The organism is Trinickia sp. (assembly GCF_051954495.1).
Classification (GTDB): Bacteria; Pseudomonadota; Gammaproteobacteria; order Burkholderiales; family Burkholderiaceae; genus Trinickia.
This window is the reverse complement of sequence record NZ_JBQCHR010000048.1, coordinates 18,122-40,246: the sequence shown is the minus strand read 5'-3', so window position 1 is coordinate 40,246 and position 22,125 is coordinate 18,122. Positions and strand designations below refer to the sequence as shown.

The window sequence follows — 22,125 nt, the reverse complement described above, 5'->3', positions numbered from 1 at the left end:
CGGCAACGCGCAGCGTCGCGTCGAAATTTCACCTCAACTACCGTTAACCCGTAAAATCACGGTTTCACGCGCCCTCGCCGACGGATTCGGCCGGTCGCGGCACCCTGACAACCGGCTACACAGCGAGATCGAAATGAGCACCAAAGTATTCGTCGACGGACAGGAAGGCACGACAGGCCTGAAGATTTTCGAGTACCTGTCGCGTCGTACCGACGTCGAAGTGCTCCGGATCGAAGAAGCCAAGCGAAAGGATCTGGACGAGCGGCGCAGGCTCATCAACGCGTCCGACGTCACGTTCCTGTGTCTGCCCGACGTGGCCTCGCGCGAATCGGCCGGCCTCGTGGAAAACGAGAAGACCGTCCTCATCGATGCGAGCACGGCGTTCCGCACGCATGCCGACTGGGCTTACGGCCTGCCCGAACTCGCGCGCGCGCAGCGCGAGCGCCTGCGTACGGCCAAGCGTATCGCCGTGCCGGGCTGCCATGCATCGGCGTTCGTGCTGGCCATGCGTCCGCTCGTCGACGCCGGCATCGTGCCATCCGATTTCGCGGCGCACGCTCATTCCATTACCGGCTATAGCGGCGGCGGCAAGAAGATGATTGCCGACTACGAAGGCCAGCCGAACCCGAAGCTGCTGAGCCCGCGCGCTTATGCGCTGGCGCTCGGGCACAAGCATCTGCCGGAAATGGCCGCCCACACGGGGTTGTCCGCGGCGCCGATCTTCACGCCGATCGTCGGGCCGTTCTACAAAGGCCTCGCCGTCACGACGTACTTTTCGCCCAATCAGCTCGCCAAGCGCGTCGGCCCGCGCGACGTGCTGGCGCTGTTCGGCGAATACTATGCCGGCGAACCGTTCGTGCGCGTGGCGCCGTTCGATGCCGAAGCGAACCTCGATGGGGGTTTCTTCGATGTCCAAGCGAACAACGACACGAACCGCGTCGACCTCTTCGTCTTCGGCAACGAAGAGCGGTTCGTCACGGTGGCTCGGCTCGACAACCTGGGCAAGGGTGCATCGGGTGCGGCGATCCAATGCATGAACTTGGCCATCGGCGCCGATGAGGAAAGCGGACTGCAGCGTTGATCGGCACTGCGAATGAATGCAAAACGAAAGCCGGCGCAAGCCGGCTTTTTTATTCGACGCATTGCAATAAAATCGCGGCGGTCTCGCGCAAACTTCTAAGGTCTATACGGGGCGACGCGACGTCTAGCCCGCAGTCGATGCAGTAAATCATCGATTCACGCATTTTCGCATTCACGCTCGACCGGAAACGCTTGCCCATTCATCAGATCGTTTGGCGCACAAGTTTCCGGGGCATAGGGGCGAAGGGGCGCCGCCTGCCCTGCGCAAGCCCCGTGCAAAGCCATGCCAGCCCCGCCCGCACAGGCGACCGCTTGAAACGCTCTTTTTGTTTCAATATGCCGCCGAATCCCTTATCCAGCCTTGATTTCATTGCAGCGCATTTTTTTGAATTAGTCATTTTAGACGGCTTTGTCAATTGACATCGAAATAATGCGCGACCAAATTACGCAGCATAACGACATCGAACGGACGCGCATTGGGCGCGCAAAGCTTGCACACCTTTCGAGGAGGGAGGCAATACGACGCAGCGAGTCGATTAGCAGAACGAACTAAATGAAGAGGCGGCCGACAGGGAGCCGGCCGCCCGATAACGATAAAGCAATGGAGGAACGTCATGACCCGGAACGCCCTTTTGACGATGGCGCTCGCCGCGCCATTTTTGGCCGCATGCGGCGGTGGTGGTGGAGGCGGCGGCGGTGCAGGCAGCACGGCGGCCGGCGGCGGCGCGGCGGCCGCATCGGATCGGCTTTGCCCGGCTTCGCTCGATTACAACACCGTCTTCACGGGCGGCGGCGGGGACGGCGAACTCGTGAAGATGCAGATCGACACGACGAAGATGACGTGGAAGGTGACGTATGTCGAATCCGCGATTCCCGCCAAGACCGGTACCGTGACGCCTTCGCGCGCGGGCACGACGCAAAGCGGCGCCCTCGCTCAAGAGACGCTGCTGCCGACCGAAAAACAAAATCAGTGCGCGTTCTACTTGCAGGGGGCGAGCCTCGATCCCAACAAGCCCGCCCGCATCTTCGTCGGCCAAGGGGTACTGGGCGGGACGATCCCCGGCAAGGAGATTCAGTACAGCGGAGTCGTCGGTTTCGGCGCGGTGCCCGACAAGACGTTTCCGTACTTCCCGTTCATCGGCTTCTCATCGATCGAGACCAATCTCGCCAACGTCGCGGGCGCCTACAACCAGATCGGCTATCACATCATCCCTTCGCAGAACTACGCGACCGTACCCGTCGATGCGACGATCGTCATCCGAGCCGACGGCACCTGGACCGAGACCGACAACGTCGGCGTGAACGCGGGCAAGTCGCAGCAGGCCGGGACCAACTGGACGCAATCGAGCAACGGCAGCGGTGCATTCGAGACCGACCGCTTCCAAAGCCAGGCAGCCGCGACGAGCGCCGTCGCGCCGGCCGGCAAGGGCTTCATGATCGTCGGCAAGCTGCGCAATCAACTCGTGCCGATTCTCATCCGCACGGGATACGCGGACCCCTCGACGTTCACGGCCGATGACGAATCGGGCATCACGATCCTCGCCCCGCAAACGCCCATCGCGGTCGATACGCAAAACGGCCAGTACATCGGCGTGGACAGCCAGTTCGACTATCGCGCAACGGCGCTGGAGGGCACCGAAGCCACGATGCTCGCCCCGTATCAGCCGTCGAACGCATCGCTCGCGACCCCGCTCGACTTGAGCTTCGCCAACGCCGTGCCGGGCGTGGTGCTCTCGGCTGTCCACGGCGCATCGTCGAGCGCCGCAACGGGCAAGCTCGTCTTCACGGGCGGCGTATTCGGCTATCTCTACAACGAGAATTCCGCGCCGTACTTCACGATCAACGCCTTCGTTCAGTAGCAGGCGGCGCAGCGCTCGTTGCACCGGGCTGCGTGGCGTCGCCCTTTCGTTGTACGGGAATGCTTCTCGCCCGCGCAACGATCGGGCGATACGTGTCACACAAAAAAACGAAAGAACAGGGAGCAAAACATGAACAAGACAACGCGCGCCGCCGCGGGCGCGGCATTGCTCGCTCTGTGCGCCGGCAACGCACAAGCGCAAAAGGCGGGAGACAACGTCGTTTCGCTCGGCTGGTTTCACATCATGCCGCAGGACTCGAGCACACCGATGACGACTTACGTCAACCCCCAACCGATCGACACGCCGCTGCGGCTGCCGAGTTCGTTCACCTCGTCGGGCACGGGGCTTTCGACGACGAACGCCGATACCCTCGGGCTCGTCTTCAGTCACTTTCTCACCGATCACATCGCCGTGACGACCGTCGCGGGCGTCCCGCCCACGTTCAAGATCAAAGGCCGCGGTTCGATCGTGCCGCCGGGCCCGGCCGGGGCGCTCGGCACCGAGAATCTCGACGATCCGGCCAACGAGCCCATCGTCAAGAGCGTGCGTCAGTGGAGCCCGACGATGATGATCCAGTACTACTTCAATTCGGCGACGGCGCGCTTCAGGCCGTTCGTGGGCATCGGCATCTCGTACAACTTTTTCACGAACCTCGAACTGAACCCGAATTTCGTCACGTCGACGCAGAACAATCTCGGGTCGGTGTTGGCCGCCGGCGCGAACAAGCCCGGCGTCACGAGCGTTTCGGCCAAGGCGTCGCCCTCGTGGGCGCCCGTCTTCAACGCGGGGGCCTCGTACGATTTCACCGAACACTGGGGCGTGAGCGCGTCGGTGACCTACATTCCGCTCAAATCGAGATCGACCGTGTACGTGCGGGCGGCCGACGGGACGACGCTCGGCACGACGCAAGCCGAATTGACGGCCAATCCGCTGATTACTTATGTGGCGCTGTCGTACAAGTTCTAACGGGACCCGACGGACTCGCCGCGCAAAAAAAAGCCCGCCAAGCGGCGGGCTGAATCCATATCAGAGGAGACATGGAGGAGACAACTTCACTCTAGCAAACCGTTTGATGCATTGCAACACACCCGTTTCGAGGGCCGCGCTCCTCGTTGCCCAAGCGCAACATCGGGGTGGGCACGTCGTTCCGTCATACGAGCGTCATCGACAGCAGAAAGCCCAACTGGTCGATGCCGACCGGTTTGACCAAGTGCACGTCGAAGCCGGCCGCCAGGGCCATGTCGCGGTATTGCGGCTGGCCCCAGCCGGTCAGGGCGATCAGCAGCAACGACGCCTGTCCAGCGAGTTCCCGCATGCGCCGTGCCGTGGGCAAGCCTTCCAGCAAAGGTGCGCCGATGTCGATCAGCGCCGCCTCCGGGGGCGTGCGACGCGCGATGTCGAGCGCCTCTTCGGTCGAGCGAGCGGCCACCGCCTCGTAACCCAGACTTTCAACCAAATTGACCAGCATGTGGCGCGCCGCGTCGTCGCGATCGGCGATGAGCACGCGCTTGCGCCGCCGGGCCTCGTGTACTTCGTCCGGGTGGTCAGTTCCGTTTGCGACCGTTCCTTGCGCGCCGTACCAATCGGATTTCATTACTATCCTCGTGCACAGTGCTTATCGCGTCTTCCAGGGCGTGGCCCGGCGAAGCATCGTATGTTCATTCGCGCGCATACCGCCTGATCAAACGAGCGTTTGGAGAAAAAGTTCAGCGCTCGGTTAAAAATAAGGGTTTCTGCCCACATAGGCAAAATTTTTTTCAATCGGGCAACGACGCCCCGCTTTCGGTCGGGCGCTTCAAACCTAGCCGGCCCTCCAAATCGCCTGCCCGCCCTTGCCGGGCAAAGCGTGCGAATGCTTCAGTCCAAGACGGGCGCTCGACACCATCGCAGCCCATCCGCCCGCTCGCCCGTCCCCCTTCGCGCGAATTTCCGTGCTCGCCGCCTAAAGTTCCACGCCGCGCGTCCGTTCAACGCACTTGTTACGACATCTGCGACGCACGGTGCGGCTAATGACCTCGTCATCGGCTAAGCGCCTCATTGTGCGCAGGTGTCGGCGCTTTTGCCGGTTGGCCGGCGCACTGTCAGCAAGGAATCGTAGTGAGATCGCGAGTTTATTCGGGCGCAATCGCAGTCGCGCTCGCCGGGGCCGGCTTGATGGCCGCCTCCGATGCCTGGGCCGCCCTCGGCCAGCGCGTCGACAGCGTCGCCGCCGACGCCACCCGCCTTGCAGCTATTGCACACGCAAGCATCGTGCAAGCCGCCTATACCGTTCATACGATCACCCTGCCCTCGGGCACCGTCGTACGGGAATACGCCGGCGCCGACGGTATCGTGTTCGGGGTCGCGTGGGAAGGCCCGACGCTGCCCGATTTGAGAACGACGCTCGGGGCGGCATTCGAGCGCTTCGTCAACGCCTCGCCCACGCGCGGCGGCGGGCCGCTCGCCGTGTCGGCAAGCGACCTCGTGGTGTACTCCGGCGGCCATCTGCGGGCGTTTTCGGGGCATGCGTATCTGCCCATGGCGCTGCCTGCCGGCGTCGATGCCGGCGTCGTCCGCTAGGGAGCCGAAGCGATGTCTCGACTCTTCAGCGGAAAAGCCGTTCTTTGGGCCGCGGCGGGACTCGTCGCATGCCTGATCGCCGCATGCGGCGGCGGCGGTGGCGGTGGGACCAGCGGTGCGTCGTCCGTCAGCAATACCTCGACGCCCGCGCCGACGCTCGCCGCCAACGTCGCGGCGATCACCGTCGATCATGGTGTCGCCGGCGTGCCGAATATGCCGTTCGTCAGCGTCACCGTGTGCACGCCGGGCAGTGCGATTTGCCAAACGATCGACCACGTACTCGTCGATACGGGATCGTGGGGCCTGCGCGTATTCGCCTCGCAGTTGCCCGCGGCCGTGGCCTTGCCGCAGCAGACGACGGCAGGAGGCAGCCCACTGGCCGAATGCATGCAGTTCTTCGACGGCTACACGTGGGGCTCCGTGCGGCTCGCCGATGTGCAAATCGCCGGGGAGCGCGCCGCTTCGCTACCGATTCAAGTGATCGATCCGAGCTACGCGGCGGTGCCGGCGAGTTGCGCGAACACCGGGGCGGCGCGCAACACCCCGAGCACGCTGGCCGCGAACGGCATTCTCGGGATCGGCGTGTTCAAGCACGACTGCGGCGCGGCATGCGCGAATCAGCCGATCGCCGGCGCCTACTATGCTTGCGCGGGCACGTCCTGTTCATCGACGGCGGTGCCCGAGTCGCGGCAAGTGGCCAATCCGGTGCCCTACTTCGGCGCGGACGGCAACGGCGTCATCGTCAGCCTGCCCGCCGTGCCCGGCGGCGGCGCCGCGAGCGTGACGGGCCAGCTCGTCTTCGGCATCGGCACGCAAAGCAACAATGGGCTCGGGGCGGCGCAGGTCATCGGCGTCGATCCGTCGCGCGGCGTGTTCACGACGATGCAGAACGGCACGAGCTACACAGGCAGCATCATCGACAGCGGGTCGACGGGGCTGTTCTTCTCGACGAGCCAGCTTCCCGTCTGCGCAAGCCCGAACCAGAGCTACTACTGCCCCGGCTCGACCCAACAGCTCGCGGCCACGAACGTCGGCGCAAACGGCGCGACGAGCGCGGTGACGTTCAGCGTGGGCAACGCGGCGCAGATTTGGCAAAGCTCCGGCGGCGCCGCGGCGATGCCCCTCTTTGCCGGCCCGGCGTTCGTCGGTTCGCAAACGTTCGATTGGGGTCTGCCCTTCTTCTACGGGCGCAGTGTCTACTCGGCCATCGAACAGCAATCGACACCGGCTGGGGCGGGCCCGTACTTCGCTTATTGAGCGAGCGCGGCTATCCGGCGGCCCGCGCCAGTCGGTCGCGCCCCGTGCCGGCGGCGCCGGGCGCGGCGAATGTCACGCTTGCGAAGGCGGTGCGGCCGTGGCGACGCTGCGCGAATCGGTCGGCGCTAGCGCTTCGGCCAGTGCGTCCCGCAGCACCGCGAGCGGGCGTACGAGCCGGCCCGGCAGCGTGCCGTGCACGAGCCAGACATTCAAGCCGCCCGAAAACTCGGGCGCCTCGACGATCTGCAGCGCATCTCGGTGCGGGCTCGCAGCCAGCGCGCTCGGCGTGACGACCCCCATGCCGACGCCGCGCGCCACCAGCGACAGCTGCAGCTCCGAGCCGAACGCTTCGACCGCGACGTCGAATGACAACGAAGCGGATCCGAGCGCACGACTGAGCGCCGAGCGCATGCCGCAGCCGTCCTGGTTCAGTACCCAGGGATAGCGCGCGAGTTCGGCCAGCGTGAGACGCGGCGCACCGCCCCCTTTGCGCCCTGTGCGCGGCAACGCCAGCGACCGCGACGCCACGATGAGGGTAGGCTGCACGGCGAGCAGCGTGGCCGTGACCGACTCGGGCAACGCGAACGCCGTGGGCATCATGACGACAGCCGCATCGACTTCCGCGCGCACCGCCCTCTCCAGCAATGCGGGCGACCAAGCCGCGGTGACCCTCAGCGTGAGCCGCGGAAACGCCGCGCGCAGCCGGTCGATCGGCTCTTGCAGCGCGAGGTCCGACAAGAAGGGCGGCACACCGATTTTCAATTCGCCAGCCGGCACACCGTTCGGCGCGGCGACGGCCATCAAGTCGTCCACCCCGCGCAGCACGGCGCGAGCGAGCGCATAGACCTCCTTACCCGCGCCCGTCGGCTTGAGCGGCTTGCTTTGCCGGTCGAGCAGCGCCACCCCCAGTGTCGTTTCCAAGTTCTGGACGCGCCGCGTCAACCCCGGCTGCGTCAAATGCAGCTTGTCGGCGGCGCGCACCATCGAGCCGCTGTCGACCACTTCGACGAAGGCCTGCAGATCGCGCGTATTCAAAACAACCTCGCATAATCAATATCGACATATTTCAATTGTCGCATAACATGCGCGAGCCTACGATGGGTGCTTCTTTCACTGCTCGTTCGATCTTCCAAATGAATCGGCCCGCCCACTCAACGGAACTCTATTGCGCCGCAGCCGCCCCGGAACACGTGCCCGGCGCCCATAGGCTGACGACCCCGCTGACCATGCTGTTCGCCGCCGCGACCGGCATCATCGTCCTTAACCTGTTCGCGGCGCAGCCGCTTACAGGGCCGATCCGGCATTCGCTGGGCTTGCCCGGCTCGCTGACGGGCGCGATCGCGATGCTGCCCCAGCTCGGCTATGCCCTCGGACTGGTGCTGCTCGTGCCGCTCGCCGACCTCATCGAGAACCGCCGGCTCATCGTGCGCACGCTCGCGGCCTGCGCCGCGCTGCTCGCCTTGGCCATGCTCGCCCATGCGGGCTGGCTCTTTCTCGCGGCGCTATTTTTGGCCGGCGCAAGCTCTAGCGTCATTCAGATGCTGGTGCCGATGGCTGCTTCGATGGCATCGGAAGCCAGGCGGGGACGCGCGGTCGGCAATGTCATGAGCGGGCTCATGCTCGGCATTCTGCTGTCGCGCCCGCTCGCCAGCGTCATCGCCGGATCGATCGGCTGGCGCGCCTTCTACGGCGTCGCCGCTGCCGCGGATGCCCTGCTCGCGCTCGTACTCGCGACGCAGCTGCCGCGCCGGGCGCCGATGGTGCAAACGAGCTACGGCGCGTTGATGCGTTCGCTTTGGACGCTGCTCAAGGACGAACGCGTCCTTCAGCGGCGCTCGGTTTCCGCCGCGCTGGGAATGGGCGCATTCAGCGCGTTCTGGACTGCGATCGGGCTGCGCCTTTCGCAAGCTCCCTTCGGCTTCAACTTCTATGACATCGCGTTGTTCGCCCTGGCGGGCGCGGCCGGGGTGGTGGTCACGCCGCTCGCGGGCATCGCCGGAGACAAGCGCTGGGGACGCGCCGCGCTCGTCATTGGGCACGCGAGCATGCTGACGGCGCTCGTCGCAAGCGGTATCGTCGGCGCCGGCTGGTTCGGCTTCGATCCGAGCGCACACCGGGCGCTCGCCATCGCGCTGCTGGTGGCCGGCGCCGCCACGCTCGACGCGGGCGTCGTGACCGATCAGACGCTAGGCCGCCGCGCAATCAATCTACTCAATCCGTCCGCGCGCGGCCGCCTGAACGGCCTGTTCGTCGGCGTCTTCTTCGTGGGCGGGGCGGCCGGCGCATCGGCGGCCGGCGCCGCATGGGCCTGGGTAGGTTGGAGCGGCGTGTGCGCCGTTGGTCTGATCTTCGCAGGCACGGCGTTCATCTTGGGCCTGTTGCCGGGAGCGGACGAGCGCTAACGGCTTCCCATGCAGGACTCAGCGAGCAGAGCGTCTCGCCGCCACCTCGCCGAGCACCGCGAAGTCCATCTCGCCTTCCCCGCGCGCCATGACTTCGAGCAGGTTGTCGCGCAGCAAGCTGCCGATCGGCATGGGCGTCGATGTCGACTCGGCCGCGGCAAGGGCGAGCCGGACGTCCTTCAGGCCGAGCCGAGCCTTGAACATGGCGGGTTCATAGCGCCGTTCGGCGATGAGCTTGCCGTAGCCGGCGTACACGGGCCCCGGGAAGGCGCCCGTCGTGATGACATCGAGATAATCCGTCACCGCCACTCCATGCGCGGCCAGCAGAGAGGCCGCCTCGCCGAGCGTTTCGATGGCGGAGGCGAGCGTGAAATTAGCCGCGAGCTTGATGACGTTCGCATGCTGCGGCAGCGAGCCGATACGCCAGGTTTTCTGGCCGATGGCGTCGAACACCGGCTGCACCCGGTCGATCGCCTCAGCCGGCCCCGCCGCCATGATGGTGAGCTTCGCCGCCGCCGCGACGTCGGGCCGCCCCATGACGGGCGCGGCCACGTAGTGAATCCCGCGGGCCGCATGCTCGCGCGCCATGGTTTCGGCGAGCGCGACCGATATCGTCGCCATGTTGACGTGCACGAGGTCGCGCGGCGCATGGGCCAGCAAGGCCGAATCGAATACGTCGAGCACGGCGGCATCGTCGGCAAGCATCGAGAACACGGCGTCGCCGGCGAAGGCCGCCGCCGGCTCGTCGACGATTCGCGCGCCGAGCGCCGCGAGCGGCCGGGCCCGCTCCCGTGTGCGGTTCCATACGCGTACCTGGTGACCCGCTTTCAACATGTTTTCGACCATCGCGTGGCCCATATTCCCTAGACCGATAAAGCCGATATCCATTGTTTGCTCCTTCGCCCCGAAAAAAGAGCGAGTAGTAGAGCACGATTGCCGCCAACCTGCCGGCGGCCCCGCGGCGTTGCGCGCGTGTAGGCTGCCGGTGCGATACTGACGCGATGTCGACCGTTACCGCCACGTTCCGGTTTTACGAAGAGCTGAATGACTTTCTTGCCCGGCAACTACGCCGGCGCTCGTTCAGCTGTCTTTGCGCGCGCGACGCGACGACCAAGCACATGATCGAAGCGCTCGGCGTGCCGCATACCGAGGTCGAGCTCATCATCGTCAACGGCGAATCGGTCGGCTTCGACCGTGTCATTGCCGACGGCGATCGGGTCGCCGTCTACCCCAAATTCGAAGCGCTCGACGTGAGTCCATTGCTGCGCGTGCGCGAGCGGCCGCTGCGCACGGTGCGCTTCATCGCCGACGCGCACTTGGGCGGCCTTGCGCAGTTGCTTCGTCTCGCAGGCTTCGACACGCTGTACGACAACCATTTCGCCGATGCCGAAATCGAAGCGCTCGCCACTTCGCAGGAGCGTATCGTCCTCACGCGCGACCGCGAGCTGCTCAAGCGCCGCACGATCACCCACGGCTGCTACGTCCGCGCGCTCAAGCCCCAAGCGCAACTGCGCGAAATCATGGACCGGCTCGATCTAGCCGCGAGCGTTCGCGCATTTCGGCTCTGCCTGTCTTGCAACGCGCCGCTGCGGCGCATCGACAAGACGCAAGCCATCGGCCGTGCGCCCGAGGGCGTGCTCGAGCGGCACTCGCAATTCGTCACCTGCGATGTCTGCCGGCGCGTGTTTTGGGAAGGGTCGCACTGGAAGCGCATGCGCACGCTCATCGACTCGCTCGTGCCCGACCGGCCCGACGATCCCGAACGCCCAAGACGCGCCGATCCAGCCGACGCATCTTCATGAGGGCTGCATCGTGCCGATGCCGGTACCCATGCCGGGCTGGGCTGAACACGCCCCCATCGGGCGCGCTGTTGCGTGCATCCCACACGGGCACTCATCGCCCGCACTGCCCTTGGGTTCGTTCGGGGCCTTCAATCATCAGGACAACGAACCTTTTCGTGCGTCCGAACGCACGGACCGGCACGAAAAAATTGAGGTGGCACCAAACTCGCTTATTGACGCATCTTCGATGCAACAACTAAAATTCAACCAATTCCACAAGTGGGGCATATGCCTTGGACAGTTGCAGTAGTCGACCTTCGAACTGTATTTCCGCCTGATCGGCAACGACGTCCGCTAGTGCTTCCTCAAGCCGCCGTCTAGCCAGCAGGCAGACGGTGCGCGCCGCAGTTTCTCCCTAGTTTTCTTCGCGCATCGAATTCGAATGGCCACCGTGCCGTTCGGACGCCGCGTTGCGTGCTCGCACGCCGCCGCGTCCGGCCGGACGGCGCCGCGAACGGTTTTCGTTCGCGGCGCACACGCACGCACACGCCGGTCGCGCGCGCCTTTAGCGCCGCCGCCCTCGTGCCGATGAACACGTTCGTACGCGCATTGCGCAAGACCTAACGAGAAACGAGAAATGTCTACACCCATCAACGTCTCGCCGGCACGCCGCACCGTGCTCGACGAAGCCCACGTCGGGGACATCAAGGGCGCCTTCGGCACGATCGCGCACCACGATACCGCGCCGCGCCGCGGCTGGGCCGCGCGCGTACGCACGCTGCTCGCGATCCTGGGCCCCGGGCTGATCGTCATGGTCGGCGACAACGACGCGGGCGCGTTCGGCACGTATACGCAAGCCGGGCAGAATTACGGTACGACGCTGCTCTGGACGCTCGCGCTGTTGATTCCCGTGATCTACGTCAACCAGGAGATGGTGCTGCGTCTGGGCGCCGTCACCGGCGTCGGCCATGCGCGCTTGATCTTCCAGCGCTTCGGCAAGTTCTGGGGCGCGTTCAGCGTGGTCGACCTTTTCCTGCTCAATGCGCTGACGATCGTCACCGAATTCATCGGCATTACCTTCGCGCTCGACTTTTTAGGCGTGTCCAAAATCATTGGGGTCTGCATCGCGGCGGTGCTGACGATGGCCGCCGTCAGTACGGGCGACTTCCGCCGCTTCGAGCGGTTTGCAATCGTGCTGTGCGTACTGAGCCTGCTGCTCGTGCCCGTGCTCGTCTCGATCCACCCGAGCGTCGGCACGATCGCGCGCGATTTCCTCGTGCCGAGCTGGCCGAAACAGTCGAAGCTCTCGGACGTCATGCTGCTCGTGATCGGCATCGTCGGCACCACCGTCGCGCCTTGGCAGTTGTTCTTCCAGCAGAGCTACATCATCGACAAGCGCATCACGCCGCGCTTCATGAAGTACGAAAAGATCGATCTGTGGATCGGGATCGGCTTCGTGATCGTCGGGGCGGTCGCCATGATGGCGTTCACGGCGGCGCTGTTCGACGGCCATCGCGAATTCGGCCAGTTCACCGATGCGGGCGGCGTGATCGCGGGGTTGCGCCGGTATGTCGGCCCCACGTCGGCGACGATTTTCGCGATCGCGCTGCTCGACGCCTCGATCATCGGCGCGGCCGCCGTGTCGTTGTCGACGGCCTATGCGATCGGCGACACGTTCGGCATTCGGCACTCGCTGCATCGCAGCGTGTTCGACGCCAAGGGCTTCTACCTCGTGTACTTCGGGATCGTCGCGCTGGCGGCGGCGCTCGTGCTGATGCCCGGCAGCCCGCTCGGATTGTTGACGGAAGCGGTGCAAACGCTCGCCGGCGTCCTGCTGCCCAGCGCCACGGTGTTCCTGCTGCTGCTTTGCAACGACAAGGCGGTGCTTGGCCCGTGGGTCAACTCCAAACGCTTGAACGTATTCACGGGCGCGGTCATCGCCGTGCTCGTCGTACTGTCGATCATCCTCACGGCGGCGACCGTGTTCCCCGACATTTCGTCGACGGCCATCATCGCGATCCTCGTGGGCGGAATCGCCCTGTTCGCGGCAGGCTACGCCGGAGTCGAAGTGATGCGGAGCACCGGGCGCGCATCCGGCCCGGCGAAATCAGGGGCCGCGATCGGCGCCGATGAACGCGTGCTGCGCGGCAACTGGCGGATGCCCCCGCTCGATGAACTGCCGCCGCCGCGCCTCACGTTCGCCACGCGGTTGTGGATGGGATCGCTGCGCGGCTACCTGGTCCTCGCCGTGGGGCTCGTCATCGTCAAGGTCGTTCAGATGGCGATGCACGGCTGACGCTTAAGGCCGATGCTTCATCCTTCGCCGCATAGCATCCGCGCGCGGCGGCGCTGTTCAGGCGGGCGCGCTTGAGCAGCGCTTGCTGAGCCACTTCGACGTTCTCCGCCTTGCCGCGCCAAGCCGCCAAGACAGGCTCCTGCAGCGCGCGGCCGTAAGAAAAGCTGAGCGGCCAAGGACGACGCCCCATCCGATTGATTGCATCGAGGTGAGCGCTCGCTTCCTCCGGCGTTTGCCCGCCCGACAGGAAGTAGATGCCGGCCACCGCCGGAGGAACGGTGCGGCCAAGGACCGACACGGTACGCGCCGCCACTTCGCTCACGCTGGCTTGCTGTTTGTTCGCCTTGCCGGCGATCACCATGCTCGGCTTGAGCAACATGTGCTCGAGCACGACCGCGTGCCGATGCAGCGCATCGAATACCTCGTGCAGCACCGCTTCGTTCACGTGAGAACAACGGTCGATCGAATGATCGCCGTCCATCAACACTTCGGGTTCGACGATCGGCACGACGCCCGCTTCCTGGCAGATGGCGGCGTAGCGCGCCAGCGATTCGGCGTTGGCCTGCACGGCGAGCCGGCTCGGCAGCGTGTCCGACACGTTGTACACGGCGCGCCATTTCGCGAACCGGGCGCCTTGCGCCTTGTATTTTTCGAGGCGGCCGGCCAGGCCGTCGAGTCCCTGCGTGATCTCGTCGCCCGGCGCGTGGGCGAGCGCGATTTTTCCCGAATCGACCTTGATGCCGGGCACGATCCCTTGACGCGCCGCCAAGCTTGGCAGCGGCTCACCGTCGTCGGCGCGCTGGCCAAGCGTTTCCTCGTAGAGAATGACGCCGCTCACGTACTGGCCGAGACCGGGCGTCGAGAGCAGCAATGTGCGCCATGCGCGCCGGTTTTCTTCATTCGATTCGACGTCGATCGTCTTGAAGCGCTTGGCGATGGTCGGGCCGCTTTCGTCGGCGGCGAGCAGGCCCTTGCCGTCTTGCGTGATCGCGTCGATGGTGGATTGCAGTTCGCTGTCCGTTTGCATCGTCGGCTCCTTGGGCAAAAGCAGCGCGCGCGGGTAAGCACGCGCACGGCGGTCGGCCTAGTGTGCGCGGCAAGGCGCGCACGCGCCAGCCGCCGATGTGCGTTCGACCGCTTTAGGACGTCAGACTGAGCGAGCAATTCGGGTGCCCGCGCGGCGGCCGCGCAGCCCATCATAAAAGGGACCGCGGACCGGCTTGCCCGTAAGGACGAAACCGGCCCGCCGGTCGGACCGAAACCTATCCGCCATGCACCGGCCCCGAGACGCTCAGCGCGCCGGAGCCCGTCGCAGGAACCGCCATTGCCGAAATACGTTGAATGCGACGAGGTTGCCGAACATCACGAGCGCGAGGCCGACCGCTGCCGAAATCGACCACTCGTAGCCTTCGAATACCGTCGAGACGGCAAGCGCCACGAATGGGAACAGCACGGTGCAGTACGCAGCGCGCTCCGGGCCGATCCGGCCGACGAGCGTCAAATACGTCGTGAAGCCGATCACCGAACCCGGCACGGCCAGGTAGACGAGCGCGCCGAAGTAGCGGGGCGTCCATTCGGGCTGGAATGAAAAACCGGCCGCGAGGCTGCCGAGCGTCAGGACGCTGGCGCCGATCAGCATCGCCCAGCCGTTCGTCACCGCGGGATGCAGCCCCATCGACTGCATCCGGCTGGACAGCAAGTTGCCCGCGGAGAAGCACATCGTGCCGAAGAGCGTGATCGCGAGCCCGAGCCACATCGTCCGGTCGCCGGCATGGCCGGCGATTTCCGGCGCGAACAAGCACAAGATGCCGATCAGCCCCAGCGCTGCGCCGACGATCGCGCTCGGCTGCAGCGCACGCTTCATGAACAGGCGTCCGCTGAGCGCGTTGAACAGCGGCGCGGTCGAGAAGACGACGGCCACGAGGCCGCTCGGCACGATCTGCTCCGCGTAGTAAAAGCAGAGGAAATTGCAGCAAAAAAGCGCGAGGCCCTGGCCGAACAACAGCGGCCACGCCGCCCGCGGCGGACGCATCGGGCGGCGCATCAAGCGCACGACCGCCAGCATGACGATCGAGGCGAGAATGAAGCGGAACGCAATCGAAACGGGCGGCGCGACCACGCCGGTCTGCCACTTGATGGCGATCCAGGTCGTGCCCCAAATGAGCACGGTCGTCAGGTAGAGCAGCAAGTTCATCGAAACACTCTCAGGCAATTCACGGCGGGCCGACATGGCCCACCGGCCTTTTTACTATGCGTCCGTGGGGCGCCCTTGGCGTTGTCTATCCTTGCGGTTTTATTCGGCCGCCCCGGCGCTCGAACGCCGGTTTCTCTATACTCATGCCGTCATGACCCGTTTTGCATCGTCGCCGCCGTGAACGCGAGCCCCTTCGTCCCCGCCCAGAGCGACGCTTCGTCCGCCGAAGCGCCGCCGTTCGGCGTGCACTCGATCGGCGTCACGCTGGCCAACGCGAACGCCACGCTAGAGCGCTTCGCGTGGCTGGGCGACCACCTCGCCGCCGCGATCTGGCGTCGCGACATCGTGGAAGACGAAACGGCGTACGATCACCCCGGGCATCACACGCTGTCTTGCTATCTCAACGGCGGTTATCGCACCGAGCGGCAAAAGCTGCCGGGGCAATACGGGGCGCCGCAACGACTGTGCGCGCTGCCCGGCGACCATGAGTCGCGCTGGTGGGTGCGCGGCCACATGCACTTCATGCATCTGTATTTTTTGCCTGAGCATTTCACGCGGCGGGCGGTACATGAACTCGACCGCGAGCCGCGCGAATTGACGCTGGCCGATCGCACTTACTTCGAAGACGCCCGTATCGCCGCGATGTGCCGCTCGCTGGCGGCGCTGCCGTGGGAAGCCAACGACGAGCGCCTGCGTGCGAACGAAACCGCGCACGACATCCTGAGCCTGCTGTTGCGCAGTCAGGGCGTGCGGCGCGAGGACGCGCCCGTCAAAGGGGGGCTCGCGCCGGTCGTGCGGCGGCGCCTGCGCGACTACATCGACGCGCATCTGAGCGATGCGCTGACGCTGGGCGATTTGTCGGACGTGGCATGCCTGTCGGAATTCCATCTCGCACGCATGTTCCGCACGTCCTTCGGCCTGCCGCCGCACGCCTGGATCGCCTTGCGGCGCGCCGATCTTGCACGGCAGCTGCTGCGCACGACCGCGCTGTCGATCGACGAAATCGCCGCGCGCGCGGGCTATGCGGATGCGAGCCATCTGAGCCATCGCTTTCGCGCCGCCGTGGGGACGTCTCCGGCTGCCTACCGCCGCGCGCTGAGGTAGTGGCGCAACGCCTCGATCACCGCCGCCACTTTCGGGGAAGGCTGACGCGCCGACGGGAAGACAGCCTGAATCGCGGCGGGCTCACCGCTCCAGGCGGGAAAAATCCGTATGAGGCGTCCTGCCGCGAGATCTTCCGCGATCGAAAAATCGGTTAGCAGCCCGAACCCCGCCCCCGCCAGCGTGGCGGCCCGGCAAGCATTGGCCGTGTTGGCGAGGAACGCTCGCTTGCAGCGAATCCGCACGCGTCGCCCGCTCGCGTCCTTTAGCGAAAGCGTATGCGGGTGCCGCAGCGTCGACAGCGCGACGGAAGGCAGTTCGCCGATGCCGCTCGGCGACTTCGGCAGCCGCTGGCTAGCCAGAAATTCGGGGCTGGCGACGAGCCAGCGCAAATACTGTCCCAGTCGAGCCGATCGGTAGCTCGAATCCTTCAGGTTGCCCAATCGAATCGCAACGTCGATGCGCTCGGCGACGAGATCGGCGTATCCGTCTGCGCACACGAGTTCGACCTCGAGCTCCGGATGCGAGCGCTGCAGCGCGGCGAGCGCGGGCGCCACGACGAGGGCGCCGTAATCGACCGGTGAAGCCACGCGCACGGCGCCGCGCAAAGGCCCCGCCGCCGTGGAGATGGCGGCGAGCCCCTCGCTGGCGGCGCGGAGGCACTCGCGGCTCGCCTCATAAAGCGTTCGCCCGGCTTCGGTCAAGTTCGAGCGGCGCGTGGTGCGTACGATCAGCGTGGCGCCCACCTCGGCTTCGAGCCGTTGCATATGCGTGCTGACCATCGTTTTCGCCATACCGAGGCGCTCGGCGGCGCCGCTCAACGATCCTGCTTCGACGACGGCGGCGAAGACCACTAGCCGATTGAGATTGATATCGCGCAGATCGGGCATGCTCGATTGTCCACTTTTGATGGATTGTGATTCAGCAATTATCCATCTTATGCGATCAATCTCGGCGCGATACCCTTCAGGTCAGGAAATCCCCCTTACCAGCAAGGAAGCGTCTCATGTCTCTCGCCCGCCCTGACCATCCGATTCGCCTGCACTCCATGCGCTACTCGGGCCATGCCCATCGCGCCCGGTTGTTCTTAAGCCTGCTCGGCCTGCCGTTCGAAACGATCGAGGTCGACTTGCGCGGCGGCGAGCAAAAGAGCGCGGCATTTCTGGCAATGAATCCATTCGGCCAAGTACCCGTCATCGAGGACGGCGACACCGTCTTGTTCGATTCGAACGCGATTCTCGTCTACCTGGCCAAGCGCTATGGCGACGCGTCATGGCTGCCCGAAGACCCGGTCTGCGCGGCGCGCGTGGCGCAGTGGCTGTCGCTCGCGGCCAGTCAGATCATGTACGGGCCTTGCGCCGCCCGCCTCGTCAAATTGTTCGGAAGCCCGTTCGACTATGACGCCTCCGTGCGCATCGCGTTGAGGCTGTTCGGTGTCATCGAGCCCGAGTTCGGTCAACGCGCCTTCGCCATCGGCTCGCATCCGACGATCGCCGATGTCGCGGCCTACACGTACATCGCTCATGCGCCCGAGGGCGGCATTTCGCTCGAGCCGTATCCGAATATCCGCGCATGGCTCGCCCGCATCGAGGCGCTTCCCGGCTTCGTGCCGATGCAGGCATTCGAGCCCGCACCGGCGGCTTGAAGCGTGGCGGGAAGCGGGAAACGCCCTGCGTTAGCCGCTTCTCGATTCTTCGATTGTCCGAATATCGGATTGTCCGACCGAGAGCATTTCGCCATGAGCACCGACACTCGCCTTGTCCGCCCCCTCGCTCCCCCGCCCGGCTGGGATCTCGACGAAGCGCCGTTCCATGCCGGGGAACTCGCCGTGCAGACGCGCGCCGGTGTGCAAGAAAAAGCGGCGATGGGCGGCCGGCGCGGCATTCGCCGCTATATGCCGGATCAGCACCGGCTGTTTTTCGAGCAGTTGCCGTTCATCGTGCTGGGCGGCGTCGATGCGAACGGCCAGCCGTGGGCCACGCTGCGTACCGGCGAGCCCGGCTTCGTCTCCTCGACCGATTCGACGACGCTACGCATTGCTGGAGATGCGGTGCGCGGCGATCCGCTGGCCGGGACGTGGCATGTGGGCTCGGCGCTCGGCGGCCTCGGGATCGAGCCGCCGACGCGCCGGCGCAATCGCGTCAACGGCGTCGTGACCGACGCGTCCGAAGGCGCATTGACCGTGCACGTGCGACAAAGCTTCGGCAACTGCGCGAAGTACATCCAAAGCCGCACGCCGACGCGCATCGAAACCGATGAAACCGGCCCGTCGGCAGTTCCGCTCGAACGCGCCGCCGCGCTCGATGCAAGCGACATCGCGCTGATCGAGCGAAGCGACACCTACTTCATCGCCACGCGCAGCAATTTGCGCGACGACGGGCCGGCGCAAGGGGTCGATGTCTCGCACCGGGGCGGCTTGCCCGGGTTTGTCCGCGTGGAAAACGAGCGCATGTTCCTCGCCCCCGATTACCGCGGCAACTTGTTCTTCAATACGCTAGGCAACCTGGCCGAAGACGACCGCGCGGGCCTCGTTTTCATCGACTTCGAGCACGGCGATCTGCTCTTTGTCGCCGCCCGCGCGCAAATCGTCTGGGACGAGGCGGCGATCGAAACGTTCGCCGACGCGCAGCGGCTCGTGCGTTTCCAGGTGACGGAAGTGCGACGCAGCCCCGCCGCGCTTCCGTTTCGCTGGTCCGAAGTGGAATACGCGCCGCAATGGCGCGCGCCGAGCGAAGGGTGATTCGGCGCGGTACCCGCCCTTGGTCGCAGCACCCGAAAGATAAATGAATGGAGCGGTCGCCCTTGTGGTTCCGACCTGACGGAGAAGCCGATCCAAGCTCTTATCGTCATCATTAATAAAAACGATTATCAATTGTGTTTCGATAGCTTTTATCATGAGCACCGAGAGAACGACGAACGAGGTGCGCCATGACGACAGCGCAAATGCAAATGGGAATGAGCGGGCGGGCCACCCTCGCTATCGGCGGTGCGCTGGCGGGCCGCGGCGCGCCCGGCCCCGTTGCGCGGCTGCACTCGGCGCTGCTGTTTGCCGGCCCGGCCGTCGTCGCATCCATTGCCTACGTCGATCCGGGTAATTTCGCGACCAACTTGCAGGCCGGGGCCAAGTACGGCTATTCGTTGCTCTGGGTCGTGCTGGCCGCCAACGTCGTCGCGATGCTGTTCCAAAGCTTGTCGGCCAAGCTCGGCATCGTCACGAACCGCAACCTGGCGGAAATCAGCCGCGCGCATTTTCCCGCGCCCGTGGTCTATGCGATGTGGGGCATCAGCGAAACCGCTGCGATGGCCACCGATCTGGCCGAATTTCTCGGCGGGGCGCTCGGGTTGTCGCTGCTGCTTCATGTTCCGCTGCTCGTCGGCATGGCGATGACAGGTGTCGTCACCTACGCGATTCTCGCTGCCGAGCGCAAAGGGTTCCGCCCGCTCGAACTCATCATCGGCGCATTGATCGGCACGGTGGCGCTCGCCTATGTGATCGAGTTGATGCTCGTCGATGTGAATTGGGGCGAAGCGGCCCGTGGCGCGTTCGTTCCGCAGTTGCAGGGGCCCGGGGCGTTGTCGATCGCCGCCGGCATTCTCGGCGCGACAGTCATGCCGCACGCCATCTACCTGCATTCCGGCCTCACGCAAAACCGCGCCCCCGCGTCGAACGACATGGCACGGCGCAAGTTGCTGCGCTTTTCCAATCGGGAGGTCGTCGTTGCATTGTCGGTGGCCGGGCTCGTCAACATGGCGATGGTCGTCATGGCGTCGGGGGTTTTCCATGCGGGCCACAGCGACATCGCCGAGATCGAAACGGCTTATCGAAGCCTGACGCCCCTTCTCGGCGCCGGCGCCGCGGCCGTCTTCCTCGTGTCGTTGCTGGCGTCGGGCATTTCCAGCTCCGTCGTTGGAACGATGGCGGGCCAGATGGTGATGCAAGGCTTCGTCGGCTTTCACATTCCTGTGGGGCTGCGCCGCCTCCTGACGATGGCGCCCGCGTTCGTCGTGGCCGCGCTCGGCGTCAATGCGACCGATGCGTTGCTCTACAGCCAAGTGGTGCTGAGCTTCGCGTTGCCGGTACCGATGATCGCGCTCGTGATCGTCACGAGCCGGCGCGACATCATGGGCGCGTTCGCCAACAGCTCCCGCACGACGATGGCGGCCATCGCGGCAACGATCGTGATCCTCGCGCCCAACGCCGTGTTGTTGCTGCAAACGTTCGGGGCGATCGGCTAGTTCAGAGGCGCCGCGTTATCGTCGAGCGCGGGCGTCATGGGCTGCGACGGGCCGCTTCGCCGCGCTGCTTGGCCGTGCGCCGAGACTTGGCGAGCAATCTGACGAGGCGCGGATCCTCGCGTGCGATATCCGCTTCATCGGCGCCTCGGTCACGCACACGTTGCTTTCCGCTGCGGCTCGGCGACGCGCTCGGCTTGCGTTTGGAGGCTGCCTCCCGCTGCTTGGCCTCGCGTTTCGCACGCCGCGCTTCATGCGCGAGCAGCGTGGCGAATGCCGCTTCGTCCGCTTTGAGCCCGCGGCGGGTCCTCACGCTCGGCAGCGAAGTGAGTTCGCCCGCTTCGAACGCCTCGATCACGGCCGGATGGATATAGCATCGGCGGCAGACCGCCGGCGTATTGCGCAGCGTGGCGGCGACGCGCTTGACCGTTTCCACCATGTGTTTGCGCGCCTGCGCCACGCTGGCCACCTCGATGCCGCGCAGCGCCGCCAATGCGAATACGCTTCCGGCCCACGTGCGATAGTCCTTGGCGGTGAAGTCGGCGCCGCTTGCCTCGCGCAGGTAATCGTTGATATCGGCCGACCCCACGGGCCGACGTCCGCCATCTTCGTCGATGTATTGAAACAGCTCGCGGCCAGGCAAGCCCATACACTGCCGGACAATGTGCGCGATACGAGGATCGTCGACCTCCACTTCATGCTCGACGCCGCTCTTGCCGCGAAACCGGAAGCGCAGATGCCCGGCGCGCACCGCCGCGTGACGCTTGCGCAATGTCGTCAGACCGAACGATTGATTGTCGCGCGCATATTCGACGCTGCCCACGCGCACGAGCGTCACGTCGAGCAGCCGCACGACGGTGGCGACGACTTTCTCCCAAGGCATGCCGGGCAAGCGCAGATCGCGGGCGACGCGTGCGCGGATACGCGGCAGCGCGTCGCCGAACGCCGCCATGCGCTCGTACTTGGTCGCGTCGCGGATTTCGCGCCATCGCGCGTGGTAGCGGTATTGCTTGCGCCTGCGTGCGTCGCGCCCGGTCGCTTGCAAGTGGCCGAGCGGGTCCGGGCAGATCCAGACGTCCGTATAGGCGGGCGGCACGGCGAGTGCGTTGATGCGCTTGATCTGCGCCTCGTCGCGAATGCGCTTGCCTTGCGGATCGAAGTAGACGAAATGGCCGCGAACGAGCTTGCGCGTGATGCCGGGCCCGCGATCGTCGACGTAGCAAAGGTCCGCAGGCAGCGCTGCCTGTACCACGTCGGGCGCGGGTGCGCGCTGTGACGTGGCGGTCGGGGAGCGAGAGCGGCTAGGCATCGTCGGATATCGGCAAGGTTCAATGCGATCATTCCTTGCAAGCGCTATGCCAAC

General features: G+C 65.5%; 18 protein-coding genes and 1 pseudogene. 12 read left to right on the top strand and 7 right to left on the bottom strand.

From position 1 onward, the window contains the following. The first annotated feature begins 133 nt into the window (after positions 1-133). From argC to ACTHNR_RS07745, 3 genes are all read left to right on the top strand, one after another. Complete coding sequence (gene argC / locus ACTHNR_RS07755; protein WP_440546988.1) at positions 134-1,081, top strand: N-acetyl-gamma-glutamyl-phosphate reductase; 948 nt, start codon at positions 134-136, stop codon at positions 1,079-1,081. A gap of 613 nt (positions 1,082-1,694) precedes the next feature. After that, positions 1,695-2,939, top strand: coding sequence for a DUF2957 domain-containing protein (locus tag ACTHNR_RS07750; RefSeq protein WP_440546987.1), 1,245 nt, complete (start codon positions 1,695-1,697; stop codon positions 2,937-2,939). A gap of 129 nt (positions 2,940-3,068) precedes the next feature. Then, positions 3,069-3,905, top strand: a complete 837-nt coding sequence (locus ACTHNR_RS07745; RefSeq protein WP_440546986.1) for an OmpW/AlkL family protein — start codon at positions 3,069-3,071, stop codon at positions 3,903-3,905. 184 nt (positions 3,906-4,089) lie between these two features. Here ACTHNR_RS07745 and ACTHNR_RS07740 read toward each other — a convergent pair whose 3' ends face one another. Continuing rightward, on the bottom strand, positions 4,090-4,533 hold the full coding sequence (locus ACTHNR_RS07740) for a response regulator (protein WP_440546985.1): 444 nt from the start codon (positions 4,531-4,533) through the stop codon (positions 4,090-4,092). A gap of 560 nt (positions 4,534-5,093) precedes the next feature. On the opposite strand from ACTHNR_RS07740, the gene ACTHNR_RS07735 reads away from it, so the two are divergent. Both ACTHNR_RS07735 and ACTHNR_RS07730 read left to right on the top strand, forming a co-directional pair. Beyond that, positions 5,094-5,498 (top strand): DUF2844 domain-containing protein, encoded by a 405-nt coding sequence (locus ACTHNR_RS07735; RefSeq protein WP_440547009.1) that lies wholly within the window; start codon positions 5,094-5,096, stop codon positions 5,496-5,498. A gap of 12 nt (positions 5,499-5,510) precedes the next feature. Then, positions 5,511-6,755 carry a DUF3443 domain-containing protein gene (locus ACTHNR_RS07730; RefSeq protein WP_440546984.1) on the top strand — a complete coding sequence of 415 codons (1,245 nt, stop codon included), beginning with the start codon at positions 5,511-5,513 and terminating at the stop codon, positions 6,753-6,755. A gap of 72 nt (positions 6,756-6,827) precedes the next feature. On the opposite strand, the gene ACTHNR_RS07725 is transcribed toward ACTHNR_RS07730, so the two are convergent. Continuing rightward, the gene (locus tag ACTHNR_RS07725; protein ID WP_440546983.1) at positions 6,828-7,790 is read right to left on the bottom strand and encodes a LysR family transcriptional regulator; all 963 of its coding nucleotides are present in this window, start codon (positions 7,788-7,790) and stop codon (positions 6,828-6,830) included. Positions 7,791-7,888: 98 nt separating this feature from the next. Between ACTHNR_RS07725 and ACTHNR_RS07720 the strand changes: the two genes are divergently transcribed. Continuing rightward, positions 7,889-9,157, top strand: coding sequence for an MFS transporter (locus ACTHNR_RS07720; protein WP_440546982.1), 1,269 nt, complete (start codon positions 7,889-7,891; stop codon positions 9,155-9,157). 18 nt (positions 9,158-9,175) lie between these two features. On the opposite strand, the pseudogene ACTHNR_RS07715 reads toward ACTHNR_RS07720, so the two are convergent. Continuing rightward, a pseudogene (locus ACTHNR_RS07715) lies at positions 9,176-10,069 on the bottom strand (NAD(P)-dependent oxidoreductase); the annotation flags it as partial. Between the two features lie 89 nt (positions 10,070-10,158). Between ACTHNR_RS07715 and ACTHNR_RS07710 the strand changes: the two are divergent. Both ACTHNR_RS07710 and ACTHNR_RS07705 read left to right on the top strand, forming a co-directional pair. After that, positions 10,159-10,959, top strand: a complete 801-nt coding sequence (locus ACTHNR_RS07710; RefSeq protein ID WP_440546981.1) for a Mut7-C RNAse domain-containing protein — start codon at positions 10,159-10,161, stop codon at positions 10,957-10,959. 616 nt (positions 10,960-11,575) lie between these two features. Beyond that, positions 11,576-13,234: an NRAMP family divalent metal transporter gene (locus ACTHNR_RS07705; RefSeq protein WP_440546980.1), complete on the top strand. Its 1,659-nt coding sequence runs from the start codon at positions 11,576-11,578 to the stop codon at positions 13,232-13,234. On the opposite strand, the gene ACTHNR_RS07700 is transcribed toward ACTHNR_RS07705, so the two are convergent. Further along, positions 13,203-14,261, bottom strand: coding sequence for a class I fructose-bisphosphate aldolase (locus ACTHNR_RS07700; RefSeq protein WP_440546979.1), 1,059 nt, complete (start codon positions 14,259-14,261; stop codon positions 13,203-13,205). The two genes, ACTHNR_RS07705 and ACTHNR_RS07700, sit on opposite strands and share 32 nt — an antisense overlap. 264 nt (positions 14,262-14,525) lie before the next feature. Next, positions 14,526-15,428: a DMT family transporter gene (locus ACTHNR_RS07695; RefSeq protein WP_440546978.1), complete on the bottom strand. Its 903-nt coding sequence runs from the start codon at positions 15,426-15,428 to the stop codon at positions 14,526-14,528. Between the two features lie 177 nt (positions 15,429-15,605). Here ACTHNR_RS07695 and ACTHNR_RS07690 point away from each other — a divergent pair, with 177 nt between their 5' ends. After that, complete coding sequence (locus ACTHNR_RS07690) at positions 15,606-16,532, top strand: helix-turn-helix domain-containing protein (RefSeq protein ID WP_440546977.1); 927 nt, start codon at positions 15,606-15,608, stop codon at positions 16,530-16,532. Here ACTHNR_RS07690 and ACTHNR_RS07685 read toward each other — a convergent pair. Further along, positions 16,511-17,419, bottom strand: coding sequence for a LysR family transcriptional regulator (locus tag ACTHNR_RS07685; protein ID WP_440546976.1), 909 nt, complete (start codon positions 17,417-17,419; stop codon positions 16,511-16,513). The genes ACTHNR_RS07690 and ACTHNR_RS07685 overlap by 22 nt on opposite strands. A gap of 116 nt (positions 17,420-17,535) precedes the next feature. Between ACTHNR_RS07685 and ACTHNR_RS07680 the strand changes: the two genes are divergently transcribed. The 3 genes from ACTHNR_RS07680 (at position 17,536) to ACTHNR_RS07670 (ending at position 20,765) form a co-directional block, all read left to right on the top strand. After that, positions 17,536-18,174, top strand: a complete 639-nt coding sequence (locus tag ACTHNR_RS07680) for a glutathione S-transferase family protein (RefSeq protein WP_440546975.1) — start codon at positions 17,536-17,538, stop codon at positions 18,172-18,174. Between the two features lie 93 nt (positions 18,175-18,267). Continuing rightward, the gene (locus ACTHNR_RS07675; RefSeq protein ID WP_440546974.1) at positions 18,268-19,269 is read left to right on the top strand and encodes a pyridoxamine 5'-phosphate oxidase family protein; all 1,002 of its coding nucleotides are present in this window, start codon (positions 18,268-18,270) and stop codon (positions 19,267-19,269) included. Positions 19,270-19,457: 188 nt separating this feature from the next. Then, entirely contained in the window at positions 19,458-20,765 is a 1,308-nt protein-coding gene (locus ACTHNR_RS07670) for an Nramp family divalent metal transporter (RefSeq protein ID WP_440546973.1), read from the top strand. Between the two features lie 34 nt (positions 20,766-20,799). Here ACTHNR_RS07670 and ACTHNR_RS07665 read toward each other — a convergent pair whose 3' ends face one another. Beyond that, complete coding sequence (locus tag ACTHNR_RS07665; RefSeq protein ID WP_440546972.1) at positions 20,800-22,071, bottom strand: DNA topoisomerase IB; 1,272 nt, start codon at positions 22,069-22,071, stop codon at positions 20,800-20,802. Positions 22,072-22,125: the final 54 nt, after the last annotated feature.

Bases quoted from the DNA above. Each gene is read 5' to 3' on its own strand.
- argC (WP_440546988.1), top strand. From the start codon at position 134: ATGAGCACCAAAGTATTCGTCGACGGACAGGAAGGCACGACAGGCCTG.
- ACTHNR_RS07750 (WP_440546987.1), top strand. From the start codon at position 1,695: ATGACCCGGAACGCCCTTTTGACGATGGCGCTCGCCGCGCCATTTTTG.
- ACTHNR_RS07745 (WP_440546986.1), top strand. From the start codon at position 3,069: ATGAACAAGACAACGCGCGCCGCCGCGGGCGCGGCATTGCTCGCTCTG.
- ACTHNR_RS07740 (WP_440546985.1), bottom strand. From the start codon at position 4,533: ATGAAATCCGATTGGTACGGCGCGCAAGGAACGGTCGCAAACGGAACT.
- ACTHNR_RS07735 (WP_440547009.1), top strand. From the start codon at position 5,094: ATGGCCGCCTCCGATGCCTGGGCCGCCCTCGGCCAGCGCGTCGACAGC.
- ACTHNR_RS07730 (WP_440546984.1), top strand. From the start codon at position 5,511: ATGTCTCGACTCTTCAGCGGAAAAGCCGTTCTTTGGGCCGCGGCGGGA.
- ACTHNR_RS07720 (WP_440546982.1), top strand. From the start codon at position 7,889: ATGAATCGGCCCGCCCACTCAACGGAACTCTATTGCGCCGCAGCCGCC.
- ACTHNR_RS07710 (WP_440546981.1), top strand. From the start codon at position 10,159: ATGTCGACCGTTACCGCCACGTTCCGGTTTTACGAAGAGCTGAATGAC.
- ACTHNR_RS07705 (WP_440546980.1), top strand. From the start codon at position 11,576: ATGTCTACACCCATCAACGTCTCGCCGGCACGCCGCACCGTGCTCGAC.
- ACTHNR_RS07700 (WP_440546979.1), bottom strand. From the start codon at position 14,261: ATGCAAACGGACAGCGAACTGCAATCCACCATCGACGCGATCACGCAA.
- ACTHNR_RS07695 (WP_440546978.1), bottom strand. From the start codon at position 15,428: ATGAACTTGCTGCTCTACCTGACGACCGTGCTCATTTGGGGCACGACC.
- ACTHNR_RS07685 (WP_440546976.1), bottom strand. From the start codon at position 17,419: ATGCCCGATCTGCGCGATATCAATCTCAATCGGCTAGTGGTCTTCGCC.
- ACTHNR_RS07680 (WP_440546975.1), top strand. From the start codon at position 17,536: ATGTCTCTCGCCCGCCCTGACCATCCGATTCGCCTGCACTCCATGCGC.
- ACTHNR_RS07675 (WP_440546974.1), top strand. From the start codon at position 18,268: ATGAGCACCGACACTCGCCTTGTCCGCCCCCTCGCTCCCCCGCCCGGC.
- ACTHNR_RS07670 (WP_440546973.1), top strand. From the start codon at position 19,458: ATGACGACAGCGCAAATGCAAATGGGAATGAGCGGGCGGGCCACCCTC.
- ACTHNR_RS07665 (WP_440546972.1), bottom strand. From the start codon at position 22,071: ATGCCTAGCCGCTCTCGCTCCCCGACCGCCACGTCACAGCGCGCACCC.